This is a genomic window from Moraxella sp. CTOTU48268, from assembly GCF_032069585.1.
GTDB lineage: Bacteria > Pseudomonadota > Gammaproteobacteria > Pseudomonadales > Moraxellaceae > Faucicola > Faucicola cinerea.
In genome coordinates this window covers 1-12924 of record NZ_DAMALV010000006.1, presented here as the reverse complement: position 1 = coordinate 12924, position 12924 = coordinate 1, and the positions used below count along the sequence as shown (strand labels likewise).

Below are 12924 nucleotides of genomic sequence, written 5' to 3'. Positions count from 1 at the left end.
TCCGATTTTTCGAGAATCTTATGAAACATGCTGATAATAATACCCTTGAACCCACTGCCACCGACACCAGTTCACAGCAGCCTAGCAAGCCAAAAACCACAATTTTATACAGTGATTTGACCGATGATTCACCTATCACATCTGTCAAATCACCTGATAATCTGACGCCCAGTCCTACCACAGAGACGTACCAGATTATTTCGGCGCAGTTTGCTGACCCAACGCCAGCGCCAACGGTTGAAATAATAGCGCCCGTCAACTCACCCAATTTGACCGATAAAAACACCAATGAGGAAGTAGTATCAAGCACCTCGCTGCCACACCATTCGCTACAGAAAACGCCAAAAATCAACTCAATGACTGATGACAAGATTTTGCAAAAAAGTCATCAGCTAGCAATCACCCAAGACGATCAGCTTGAAGATGATAAAACAGCGACAGGTACAGCTGTCGAGCATATGGATGTGGTACTCAAGCAGTGGTATTTTACCGTGCAATGGCAGCACACGCAGATGCCAAAATCAGGGCTTTACAATAAATTTAAAAAACGCACGCAAGCCATAGATATAGACTTATCCTGCTTGCTTTGTAACCGATATGGCGAGGTAATCGAAACCGTTTGGTTCAAAAATGTCCGTGATAAAGCGCAATCCGTACGCCATCAAGGCGATGAATTATTGGGCAAAAAGCCATTTAGCGCTATCGATGACCGCAAAGAAGACCCTGACAACAACCAAGGCACAAAAATCAATGATGCCAACCTCAATCAAGAAAGTATGGTGCTTTTTTTAAGTAAGCTTCCCCCGCAAGTATTTCATGTGGTGATGATTGTGTCATCTTATCACGGCTATGCGCTTAACAAAGCGAAAGAAGCGTCTTGTCAGCTCAGTGATGATGAAGGTAACGTGATTAGTGAGTTAGCTTTTACCAAACTGCCAACTGATACTAAGGCATTATGGTTTGCCAGTCTGACCCGTTCTGCCGATAGCTGGCGCTACAACACCGAGCATCAACCTTTGGATAATAATAAGATGGCACTAATTGAAAAAGAAGTGAGTGGAAAATTGGTCCGTACGGCTAGATGACATGCCGTGTAGCGTAAGCTTACTCTTTAATTCTCCTGAGTAAAATTACCAAAGATTTTGAAAGCCAAAAATTTATACATTTGACGACGTTGCTACAGCGTCTGTCAGTGATTGGATATATTCGCCACTGTGATACTGTGGTAAACTAGGAAAAAAAGGGATTGTGTTAATCGATAGGGATACAGCGCATCTGCATTATTTTTCTCCTAAATATAGGTATTCCTAGATACATTATTGACTCATTATGCGGTAACCGTATACTTTGCGTTTAAAATGGTCAATCACATTTTATCCCATAATTAGTTAGTAATACTTACTGTGAAATTTCTCACGCTGCTAGATGCATCATCTAGTGTCTCAATTAACATTCATATAAAAGAGGTTCTCTATGGCTAGTGGAAAGTCAAATATTATCTATACCTTAACTGACGAAGCACCGCTACTGGCGACTTATTCACTACTTCCTATCATTGAAACATTTACCAAGCCTGCTGGCGTTGAAATTACTAAAACCGATATTTCCGTTGCCGCGCGTGTATTGGCAGAGTTCTCCGACTACCTGACCCCAGAACAACAAGTGACCGATAATCTTGCTGAGCTTGGTCGGTTAACCCAAGACCCAGACACCAATATCATCAAATTGCCTAATATCAGTGCCTCAGTGGCTCAGCTACAAGAATGTATTGAAGAGTTACAAGCCAAAGGCTACAAGATTCCCAATTACCCAGAAAACCCAACCACAGACGAAGAAAAAGCCATCAAAGCCCGTTATGGTAAATGTTTAGGTTCTGCGGTAAATCCCGTATTACGTGAAGGTAATTCCGATCGCCGTGCCCCCGCCGCCGTAAAAAACTATGCCAAAAAACACCCGCATTCAATGGGTGAATGGAAACAATGGTCAAAAACCCACGTCTCTCACATGGAAGAAGGGGACTTCTACCATGGCGAAAAATCAATGACCCTTGATAAAGCGCGTAAAGTCAAAATGGAGCTCATCACCAACAGTGGCAAAGCTGTGGTGCTAAAACCTGAAGTTGCCCTACAAGACGGTGAAGTGATTGACTCAATGTTTATGAGTAAAAAAGCCTTAATCGAATTTTATGAAAAAGAGCTAGAAGACTGCCGCGAAGGTAAAATCCTGTTCTCTCTACACGTCAAAGCCACGATGATGAAGGTATCACATCCTATCGTATTTGGTCACTGCGTGAGAGTTTACTACAAAGATGCATTCGAAAAATGGAACAAAACCTTTGACGAATTAGGTATTAATGTTAACAACGGTATGGCAGGCCTATACGAAAAAATCGAAACCCTACCGACCACTATCCGTGAAGAAATCGTCCGTGACCTGCATGCCTGTCAAGAGCATCGCCCCGCATTGGCGATGGTTGACTCAGCGAAGGGAATCGACAACTTCTATTCGCCAAATGATGTCATTGTAGACGCCTCAATGCCAGCGATGATTCGTAATGGTGGTAAAATGTGGGCAGCAGATGGCAAGCCTTACGACTGTAAAGCAGTGATGCCAGAATCGACCTTTGCCCGTATTTACCAAGAAGTCATCAACTTCTGTAAATGGCATGGCAACTTTGACCCAGCGACCATGGGTACCGTACCAAACGTAGGTTTGATGGCACAAAAAGCGGAAGAATACGGCTCTCACGACAAAACTTTTGAAATCCCAGAGGCAGGCTTTGCCAATATCACGGACATTGAGACCGGCGAAGTATTGATGTCGCAAAATGTTGAAGAAGGTGATATTTGGCGTATGTGTCAAGTCAAAGATGCGCCAATTCGTGACTGGGTAAAACTGGCCGTGACGCGTGCACGTAACTCAGGCATGCCAGCTATCTTCTGGCTTGACCCATACCGCCCACATGAAAATGAACTCATCAAGAAAGTTAAAAAATACTTACAAGAGCATGATACCACAGGGCTAGATATCCAAATTATGTCTCAAGTTCGTGCGATGCGTTATACCCTTGAGCGTGTGGCGCGTGGCTTGGACACCATCTCAGTGACAGGTAACATCTTACGTGACTACTTAACTGACTTGTTCCCAATTTTAGAATTAGGCACCTCAGCCAAAATGCTATCAATCGTCCCATTGATGGAAGGCGGTGGTCTTTATGAGACAGGGGCAGGCGGTTCAGCCCCAAAACATGTCGAGCAGTTGGTTGAAGAAAACCACTTGCGCTGGGATTCACTCGGCGAGATGCTGGCGCTTGCGGTATCTTTAGAAGACTTGGGGATTAAAGAAAATAACCCACGGATAAAATTACTGGCAAAAACCCTAGACTTGGCAACGGGTAAATTGTTGGATAACGACAAATCACCATCACGCCGTACCGGTGAGCTCGACAACCGTGGCAGCCATTATTATCTAGCCAAATACTGGGCAGAAGAATTGGCGAACCAAGAGGAAGATGGCGAGCTTAAAACCAAGTTTGCGCCACTTGCTCAAGCGTTGTCAGAAAATGAAGACAAAATCGTTGCTGAATTAAATGATGTTCAAGGTCAAGGTGCAGATATTGGCGGTTACTATCAACCAGACCAACAAAAACTAAGCCAGGTGATGCGCCCAAGTGCGACATTTAACCAAGCATTGGCTTCGTTTGATGCCTAAATCAATAGTATAAAAAAAGCCGAAGCTGAATGCTTCGGCTTTTTTAGCTTATGTGAACGGTTCAACATAGATAAGCTAAAGATACAGCTGAGATAAAAACATAGCTGAGCTAAGAATATAGATGAGCCAAAACCGTTAACATCATTATTTTTGCTTTTCTTCAACAAGCGCCAATGCAGATTTTAGCTGGTTAGTAATATCATTTTTATCATAATTACGAATATCATGAAAATTTAAATGTAGGTTAAACCCAGGCAAGCTAAAGTCCACCCAATCGGTTTGCTCTATAGATTCGCTGTTGGGTTCAAGCAATTCCCACACATTCATGGCATCTTGAAAGCCCTTAAACTTAAGTTGCCCCACGGCTTGGCAATGATGGACATGACCAATTAAATTAAACGTGCTTTCGCTGATCAAAATTTGATTGTTTTGCGCGGCAGTTTCAAGGCGAAAGGCAAAATTGGCCTCTTTTCCAACCACGGTATAAGTCATACGATTGCGGCTGCCAAAATTACCGACATAACAATACCCTGTATTGATACCCATACGTACATGCAGCCCTTCAAAACCGAGTAATCGCCATTGGTGGCGCAGCACTTCCATCTCACGGCGCATCTCAATGGCCATACTGGCACAAGCAATCGCGTTATCACGGTCATTACCACCCATATCGCCAAAATAGCACAATAACCCATCACCCAAAAACTTATCGAGGGTCGCACCATATTTTTGGCTCACTTGGGTCATACGGTCAAGGTAAGTATTTAAAATATTGGCTAAATGGTCGGAGCTAATATGATCCGACAAATCAGTAAAGCCAACAATGTCCGAAAACAAAATAGTTAGCTTGCGACGTTGATTAATGACTTCAACCTTGGTGTTATTTTTGACAATGGGCTGCCAAATCTGGGGCGGCAAAAAACGGGTTAATTTATTGGTTACCTTGACTAAGGTATCAATCCGTGCCTGCTGCTGCGCAAGCATTTGATTTTTTTGGCGTAAGCGAACTACCATGGACCAAATATGATAACCGACAATTAAGATGTCGGTAAATACAATGGCGAAATTTAAAATGTCTTCTTGCTTGGCCGACAAACTAATGGCAGGTAATAAAAAATGCGCGAATATCAGACTAAGTAGACCTACTGCTACGGTTAATAATACCAACGAAACGGTGTATTTGGTATCTGAAAAAATCAAGCGAATCAAAATCAACAACCATAACGCAAGGCTTGGGATATAGTTAAACTGCAACATACCCGTTGCCAACGCCATCAGGGTTAATACACTTGCCGAAGTAATGTAGTGATGGGGCCGGATAACACTCAAAGTGGTGATGATAACGCCTACTACCAACAGCAAGATACTGAGCATATGATAAATGGGCGGTACGTCAAGAGAGGTTAAGGTAAGCAATACAACAAAAAATGCCACTAACTCAATGAATTTCGGACTTTTTAGATTGGTCGAAAGACCTTGAATGGATTCACGCAATTTAGTTCGTCTACCTCGTAGTAAATTTTTTTAGACGTTCATTTGCCAATCAAATGGCATATCACGATGACCCCTCAGTGCCATCATCAGTGTCTGCTGCATATGGCTGAGCACTTCAGGGGTATAGGGGATGGCTGGATTGCCCCATACGGGATTGGGCCAAGCAATGTCATTTTGGTAGCGCACGATATGATGAAAATGCAATTGCGGCACTTGGTTGCCAAGCGCGGCGATGTTCATTTTGTCGGCTTGAAAAGTTTTGGCAAGCTGACTTGATAGCCAGCTAGATTCACGTAAAAATTGGGCTTGGTCACTGGCGGACAGTTCATATAATTCTTTGATACCTGGGACACGCGGAATTAGAATCAACCAAGGAAATTGACAGTCGTTCATCAAGCGGCAAGTAGATAACGGAAATTCGCCCACCAAAAAAGTATCTTTTGCTAGTTGTGGATGTAAATTAAACATAATAACTCAATGCATTTAAAAGTGTTTTTGGAATTTAAAACTGATAAAATCAAATAATTCGCGTATTTTAGCAGTTATACCTACAAGACGAAATACTTTATTCAGAATAAGCGCATTGCAATTTAAGATTTCTTAAAGCATAAAGCAAGGCCGTTTATTTAGCCTAACTATGTCTGAGTGTTTTACAAATTTTGGGAAGTTTATGCAGTTGTCAAAGTCTCTTAACCAATGTCAGCGTCATGCTGATGCACCATCTTTATCCCGCCGTTGTTTTATGATGGCATTGTTTGCTTTACTCATGGTTATCACCAGTGTCAAACCCACCGCTGCATGGGCGGCTGATAGCAGCAAATCAGCGAGTAGCGCCAGCGGCACGGTCACCCCACAAGACACCTTTGGGCGTGATACCCCGCGTGGTAGCGTACAAGGCTTTATTCAAGCCTTGGCAAAAAGTGATTGGATGCTCGCCAGCCGTTATGTAGATTTAAGTTCTACCAAAGACCCCAGTGGCACGCTCGAATCTTTAAAATCGGCACTCGATAGCGGCGGACGTATCAACGAGCAGCTACAAATTAGCAATGACCCTACCGGCAATCTCGATGACAAACTAGCGCCCAATCTCGATAAGGTAGGGGAGATCAACAATCCCACCGCTGACAAAAAGAGTATCGACATCTTAATGCAGCGTGTCAAACAATCTAACGGCACCAATATTTGGCTGATTTCACAACAAACCTTGCAAGAAGTTGCGTCGTTATCACTCGTTACCCAGCCGACATTGGTAGAAAAGTACATTCCCAAACAATGGATTGAGAAAGATATTAAAGGCTATAGTCTTGGGCACATTGCGGCAGTGATTGCGCTCATGATAGCAACTTATCTCGCCTGTCTATTGATTAGCCAAATCTTATATATGATTATCACGCGGATTTATCTAGCGACCCACCCAGATAAAGAAAAGCAATTTCCAATTGATGGACGCGTGGTTGTGCCTGCCGCAATGGTGCTGACGGCGCTGATTATCAAAGAAGCCATGATTTTGGTGGGTATTAATTTGGTTGTGCGCAATATGGCGTCCAACCTTGCCGATATTTTATCTTGGGTATCAATGGTATGGTTGATTTTACGTATTTTGGATTTGATTTTTAAACGTGCAGAAAACTATGCGAGTAATAACCATCATCCAGAGCGGCTATCTGTCCTAAATCTGCTGCGAAAAGTCGTAAAATTGATTTTGATTGCGATTGCGACCATTGTGATTTTGGGTAATCTAGGCTACGACTTAACCACAGGTATTGCCGCATTAGGGATTGGTGGTGTGGCGTTGGCGTTGGGTGCACAAAAAACGATTGAAAACTTGGTGGGCAGTGTATCGGTCGTTGCTGACCAGCCTGTAAATGTGGGCGACTACTGCCGCTTTGGCACGCAAGAAGGTACAGTTGAAGACATCGGTATCCGCTCCACCCGTCTGCGTACCACCGATCGCACAGTAGTGACAATTCCCAATGGTAATTTCTCATCGATGAGCATTGAAAATGTCTCTCAGCGCGATATGTTTCATTTTTCGCAAGTGTTCTATATCTCGCGCGATAGCGACATCGAGAAATTACGTGAATTTATGGAGCAAACACAAATTTATATCACCAATCATCCGGACACCAACAGTGTGTGGAATCAAGTGCGTATCTCTGGCACTCAGCAAGACGCGTATCTTGTTGAAGTGCGATGCTATCTCAATGTGAAAGGGGCAATGGATTTTAATCAAAAACAAACTGATATGATTTTAAAAATCGCGGAGATGATGAAAGAGGTGGGACTCAAAAATGCGTTACCGACCAGCCGTGTGATGATGGGCAAACCGATTGATGTTACCTATTCAAATTTTGCTAATACTGTACCTGTGAAAGATAAATTGGCGGGGTCAGAAAAACTGGCACAATCAGACAAGCCTGATACCAAGCCTTAGTGACTCATGGTTTTGGTATTGGCTTTTGAATTTGAATTGGGCAGGGTGGTGGCAGGTGTGGCATCACCCAAGTCAACATAGACAGGAATCGGACTGTCGTATGTTTGCGGCAAAGAAGCACACGAGGTAAGGTTCATGAGTAAAATGGCATAAACAATCAACGAGTTTTTCAAGTTCAAACATCCTATGTAATAAAATTCCATGCAATGAAAATTTCTAGGCTTTTAATAATAAAAACCTAGATATTACATTGAAATAATTTAAGAGTTAAAATCTATTTGTTATTACTAATATAGATTTTAAAAGGCTTTCCATTCTTAGACACGATTTTCTTACCACTTTTAGTAGTAAAGGAATGCCTTAAAACATATGTACCTTTTTCATCTTTATATAGCATTATTTTCCTTAAAATGAAAATAACGACTATCACTTCAAGTAATTTTGATGAACAAGGAATATTGATTGCGTGTAAAATATCAGGCTCAAAACCTAGAGAAGTTATTTTACTATCAATACCACTTGTGGAAGTCGATAGCCTTAACTTCCTGATAATAGATACTGCTAATATCTATTATCACCAATGGCATAATCAGTTAACGGGTTATGCCATTTTTATTTGTATTTAATGAAGATAAATCACTGAATAAAAAACTAGGGATAATCCATCAGTATTATCCCTAAATACTCTCTTATAAAGTACAAGCGCCGCCAGCACAGCCATTTTCAAGGTCATCTTGGGCATCATTTGCGCCATCACGGGTGTTATGATAGTACAGTGTCTTAACCCCCAATTTATACGCCATCAACAAGTCTTGAATCATCACCTTCATCGGTACACGGCTATCTTCAAACTTGGTTGGGTCGTAGTTGGTATTGGCTGAGATGCTTTGGTCAATAAATTTTTGCATAATCGCTACAAGACTCAAATAACCTTTGTTATTCGGCATTTGCCATAATAGCTCGTATTGATCTTTGAGCTTATCAATCTCAGGCACCACTTGTTTTAAAATACCGTCTTTTGATGCTTTGACAGATACCAGACCACGCGGTGGCTCAATACCATTAGTTGCGTTAGCAATCTGGCTAGAGGTTTCTGATGGCATCAAGGCGGTCAAGGTTGAATTGCGAAGACCGTGAGTTTTGATATCGTGACGCAGTGCTTCCCAGTCAAGTTGTAGCGGCTCATTGCAAATCGCATCAATATCTGCTTTATACGTATCAATCGGTAAAATGCCTTGTGAGTACGTGGTATCGCCAAATGCAGGACACGCGCCTTGCTCTTTAGCCAGTTTATTGGATGCCACCAGCAGATAATATTGTAAGGCTTCAAAAGTGCGATGGGTTAAACCGAGCGCCGTAGGATCTGAATATTTGGTACCATTTTTGGCAAGATAATAGGCGTAGTTGATGACACCAATACCCAGCGTACGGCGTTTCATAGAGCCATTTTTAGCAGCGATGACAGGATAGTCTTGGTAGTCAAGCAAGGCATCTAGCGCACGCACGATCAGTTCCGCGGGCTCTTTGATGTCTTCTAATTGGTTGATTTCACCCAAGTTAATGCCTGATAACGTACAAAGGGCGATTTCACCGCTTTCATCATTGATGTTGTCAAGCGGTTGGGTTGGTAGCGCGATTTCCATACATAGGTTAGATTGGCGAATTGGCGCGACACTTGGGTCAAACGGACTGTGGGTGTTGCAATGGTCAACGTTTTGCACATAGATACGACCCGTGCTGGCACGCTCTTGCATCATCAGGCTAAACAACTCTTGCGCGGGCACACTGCGTTTGCGAATGGATTCATCTTGCTCATATTGCTCATACAAACGCTCAAACTCGGCTTGATCGGCAAAAAAAGCATCGTACAAACCTGGCACATCCGATGGGGAAAACAGGGTCACGTTTTGATTTTTAATCAAACGTTGATAGATGGTTTTATTGATTTGCACGCCATAATCCATGTGGCGAACACGGTTGTCTTCCACACCGCGGTTGTTTTTGAGCACCAACAGATTTTCCACTTCCAAATGCCAAATCGGGTAGAACAAGGTCGCTGCACCACCTCGCACGCCGCCTTGTGAGCAGCATTTGACGGCAGTTTGGAATAGTTTATAAAAAGGAATACAGCCAGTGTGCTGCGCTTCACCGCCACGAATTGGGCTACCTAATGCGCGAATACGACCCGCATTGACACCAATACCGGCACGCTGTGACACATACCGCACGATGGCACTGGTAGTGGCATTGATACTGTCTAAGCTATCATCACATTCAATGAGTACACATGAGCTAAACTGACGCGATGGGGTACGCACGCCCGACATGATTGGCGTTGGTAGTGAGATTTTAAAAGTAGAGGTCGTGTCATAAAAGCGCTTGATATAATCTAATCGCGCAGCCTTGTCATATTGTTTGTCGTAACTGGCAAACAGACACATACCGACGAGCATGTACAAAAATTGTGGGCTTTCAAAGACTTGTTTGGTGACGCGGTCTTGCACCAAATATTTGCCTTCCATTTGTTTGACAGCGGCATACGCAAAGCTTAAATCACGGTTATGGTCAATATAGTCATTGAGTATATCAAATTCTTCTTTGCTAAAGTCTTGCAAAATATGGGCATCGTAACGACCTTCTTGGGTCAGTTTGGTGACATGGTCAAACAAATGCGGCGGTTCAAACTGACCAAACGCGATTTTGCGTAAATGAAAAATTGCCAATCGCGCTGCCAAATACTGATAATCAGGCGTTGCTGCAGAAATCAAATCCGCGGCTGATTTAATGATGGTTTCATGGATGCTTTTGGTGGTGATTTTGTCATAAAACTGGATATGTGAGCTGATTTCTACTTGCGAAACAGACACATTATCAAGTCCTTCTGCTGCCCACTCGATGACTCGGTGAATCTTATCCAAATCAATTTTTTCCAAACGCCCGTCGCGTTTTTGCACGAGGATATCTTCAGTACGAGTCATAATACGTTCCTTTTTTTACCTATTTATCAACGTCATATCTGTATGTATTAAAAAGGCGCTGAGTGAGAGGTGGTGAGATAAAAATGCCAAGTAAAACAGCTAACCGAAAGTATAGTGAGTGTGTGTGCCGCTTTTAACGACCGCTTTTGAGCCGAGGCCACATCACTTATCTAGCATCGCAAAGTCATTGCCGTATTATTGCAAGGTTTTGCAAAAAACTACTATATCTAGGGGTTGTTTTATTATTTCGCACAATATAGCCTAAAAAAATTTGTAATTCTAGCTTGTATTTTTTTCAATTTTTTGCCTATTTTTTTGCAAAAATCCTAGACGCTTGATTTTATTAGCAGTTCATCAAGTCAAGCAAAAAGATAAAAAATTTGTAATTATTAAAATCAGATGGCTTGATGAACGCGTAGTCATTGTCATAAAAATTTGCAAAATTTATGCTATAGTCAAACTTATAGTCAAACCATTAAAACGATTTTGCAATCGTGGTTTTTTATGAAGTTAATCAACAAAAACAAAAGGACGGATAATGACAACTTTTAGTAATTTTACCTATGAGGAATTAACTATCGGGCAAACTGCCAGCATGACCCGCCAAGTGACCGCAGATGATGTCAAAGCATTTGCGCTTGTTACCCATGACTACAACCCAGCGCATCTCGATAATGAGTATGCCGAGCAGAGCCAGTTTAAAGGCGTGATTGCGCATGGTATGTGGACAGCAGGTCTATTATCAGCCTTGATTGGTACCAAATTTCCAGGCTTGGGGACAATTTATCTGAACCAAAGTTTGTCGTTCCGTCGTCCTGTGCATATAGACGATACCTTAACCGCGACCTTGACCGTGAAAAGTAAAGACGATAGCAAAAAATGGGTGGTGTTAGATTGCCAAGTGACCAATCAAGACGGTAAAGCGGTAGTGACAGGCGAAGCGCAAGTAATTCCCCCCACTGAAAAGAGCAGCCGTGAAGCGGTCAAATTAGAAGATTTTACCCTGCGTCAAACCTTCACAGAATAAACAGTCAATATAGAATAGACAGCATCAAAGTGTTGCAGTTATTGACGACAATTATTTGCTACAATAAAGCCAAGAAATTCTTTGGCTTTTTTTATAATTTTTTGATAGCAGATAAACCATGAAAACATTAACGCCTGAACAACAACAAATTTTAGCCAATGTCAAAATGCCGGACGATTGGAAGCACGCCTTGGCGACAGAACTAACGAGCAGCAATATGGATAAGATTCGCCAGTTTTTGCGAGATCAATATCATGCGCAAAAAGTGATTTATCCATCGGGTAGTCAAATGTTCAATGCGTTTAACTTGACGCCTTTGTCGCAGGTCAAAGTAGTGATTTTGGGTCAAGACCCGTACCATGGTGCAGGACAAGCGATGGGGTTATCCTTTTCCGTGCCCAAAGCTATCCCCAAACCCCCGAGTCTACAAAATATTTTACGAGAGCTTGCCGCCGATTTGGGTATCGCCCCGTCAAAACATGGCGATTTGACCCATTGGGCAACTCAAGGGGTGCTGCTACTCAACAGTATGTTATCCGTAGAAGCAGGGCAGGCGGGCAGTCATCAGCGTATTGGCTGGGAAACGTTCACTGATGCGGTGATTGAGGCTGTCAATCAGCACTGCGAGCACTGTGTCTTTATCCTATGGGGGAGTTACGCACAGAAAAAAGGCCGTTTTATCGATACATCTAAGCATTTAATCATTACAGGCACGCATCCATCACCGCTTGGCGCCAATCGGGGTGGTTTTTTTGGCACCCGTCCTTTTTCCAAAGCCAATGATTATCTGATAGCGCATGGCAAAAGCCCGATAGATTGGCAATTGCCACAGTAGTTTGGGTGGTATCATAAATGAATGCAAGTGAGCATAACTGTTGTGAAACAGGCTTTTGTGACAGCGATGACGCCTTTATGCAAGCGGCGCTTGACGTTGCAGCCGAGGGCGGACAGCAGGGGGAAGTGCCAGTGGGTGCCGTGATTGTGCATCAAGGTACCATCATAGCCAAAGGCTACAATCAACCGATTTTAAGCCATGATGCCACGGCCCACGCCGAAATAGTGGCAATAAGGCGAGCGTGTCAATATTTTGATAATTACCGCCTGCCAGCGGATTGTGAACTGTTTGTCACGCTTGAGCCTTGCACCATGTGTCTAGGAGCGATTATTCACGCCAGAGTGTCGCGCTTGGTGTTTGCAGCGACAGAGCCGAAAGCAGGCATGATTGTCAGCCAGCAGGATTTTAGCCAAGTGACGTTTTACAATCATTTTTTGACCGTAAA

The 12924-nt window shown here is 42.9% G+C and carries 10 protein-coding genes; 6 read left to right on the top strand and 4 right to left on the bottom strand.

Annotated features, from left to right (window positions below; all coding sequences use genetic code 11):
• Positions 1 to 20 precede the first annotated feature (20 nt).
• Together RT143_RS03185 and RT143_RS03180 are read left to right on the top strand one after the other, a co-directional pair.
• Positions 21 to 1085 (top strand): TerD family protein, encoded by a 1065-nt coding sequence (locus RT143_RS03185; protein WP_313091110.1) that lies wholly within the window; start codon positions 21 to 23, stop codon positions 1083 to 1085.
• Positions 1086 to 1473: 388 nt separating this feature from the next.
• Complete coding sequence (locus RT143_RS03180) at positions 1474 to 3711, top strand: NADP-dependent isocitrate dehydrogenase (RefSeq protein ID WP_313091108.1); 2238 nt, start codon at positions 1474 to 1476, stop codon at positions 3709 to 3711.
• A 144-nt stretch (positions 3712 to 3855) separates the two neighbouring features.
• Here RT143_RS03180 and RT143_RS03175 read toward each other — a convergent pair whose 3' ends face one another.
• Entirely contained in the window at positions 3856 to 5205 is a 1350-nt protein-coding gene (locus tag RT143_RS03175) for an adenylate/guanylate cyclase domain-containing protein (RefSeq protein ID WP_313091105.1), read from the bottom strand.
• A 30-nt stretch (positions 5206 to 5235) separates the two neighbouring features.
• Complete coding sequence (locus RT143_RS03170; protein ID WP_036601311.1) at positions 5236 to 5673, bottom strand: HIT domain-containing protein; 438 nt, start codon at positions 5671 to 5673, stop codon at positions 5236 to 5238.
• A gap of 202 nt (positions 5674 to 5875) precedes the next feature.
• Between RT143_RS03170 and RT143_RS03165 the strand changes: the two genes are divergently transcribed.
• The gene (locus tag RT143_RS03165) at positions 5876 to 7639 is read left to right on the top strand and encodes a mechanosensitive ion channel family protein (RefSeq protein ID WP_313091104.1); all 1764 of its coding nucleotides are present in this window, start codon (positions 5876 to 5878) and stop codon (positions 7637 to 7639) included.
• Here RT143_RS03165 and RT143_RS03160 read toward each other — a convergent pair.
• Positions 7636 to 7812: a hypothetical protein gene (locus RT143_RS03160; protein WP_313091102.1), complete on the bottom strand. Its 177-nt coding sequence runs from the start codon at positions 7810 to 7812 to the stop codon at positions 7636 to 7638. The genes RT143_RS03165 and RT143_RS03160 overlap by 4 nt on opposite strands.
• 516 nt (positions 7813 to 8328) lie before the next feature.
• A complete protein-coding gene (gene nrdA, locus RT143_RS03155; protein ID WP_096489096.1) occupies positions 8329 to 10617 on the bottom strand; it encodes a class 1a ribonucleoside-diphosphate reductase subunit alpha in 2289 nt (762 codons plus the stop codon).
• A 538-nt stretch (positions 10618 to 11155) separates the two neighbouring features.
• Here nrdA and RT143_RS03150 point away from each other — a divergent pair.
• The 3 genes from RT143_RS03150 to RT143_RS03140 all read left to right on the top strand — a co-directional run.
• Positions 11156 to 11644, top strand: a complete 489-nt coding sequence (locus RT143_RS03150; protein ID WP_313091098.1) for a MaoC/PaaZ C-terminal domain-containing protein — start codon at positions 11156 to 11158, stop codon at positions 11642 to 11644.
• 118 nt (positions 11645 to 11762) lie between these two features.
• Positions 11763 to 12479, top strand: coding sequence for a uracil-DNA glycosylase (ung, locus tag RT143_RS03145; protein WP_060995186.1), 717 nt, complete (start codon positions 11763 to 11765; stop codon positions 12477 to 12479).
• A gap of 17 nt (positions 12480 to 12496) precedes the next feature.
• Positions 12497 to 12924, top strand: a 428-nt coding sequence (locus tag RT143_RS03140) for a nucleoside deaminase (protein ID WP_313091097.1), incomplete at its 3' end; no start/stop codon positions are given.

What these genes read in the sequence shown, in the direction of transcription:
- RT143_RS03185 (WP_313091110.1), top strand. Translation starts at nt 21, where the DNA reads ATGAAACATGCTGATAATAATACCCTTGAACCCACTGCCACCGACACC.
- RT143_RS03180 (WP_313091108.1), top strand. Translation starts at nt 1,474, where the DNA reads ATGGCTAGTGGAAAGTCAAATATTATCTATACCTTAACTGACGAAGCA.
- RT143_RS03170 (WP_036601311.1), bottom strand. Translation starts at nt 5,673, where the DNA reads ATGTTTAATTTACATCCACAACTAGCAAAAGATACTTTTTTGGTGGGC.
- RT143_RS03165 (WP_313091104.1), top strand. Translation starts at nt 5,876, where the DNA reads ATGCAGTTGTCAAAGTCTCTTAACCAATGTCAGCGTCATGCTGATGCA.
- nrdA (WP_096489096.1), bottom strand. Translation starts at nt 10,617, where the DNA reads ATGACTCGTACTGAAGATATCCTCGTGCAAAAACGCGACGGGCGTTTG.
- RT143_RS03150 (WP_313091098.1), top strand. Translation starts at nt 11,156, where the DNA reads ATGACAACTTTTAGTAATTTTACCTATGAGGAATTAACTATCGGGCAA.
- ung (WP_060995186.1), top strand. Translation starts at nt 11,763, where the DNA reads ATGAAAACATTAACGCCTGAACAACAACAAATTTTAGCCAATGTCAAA.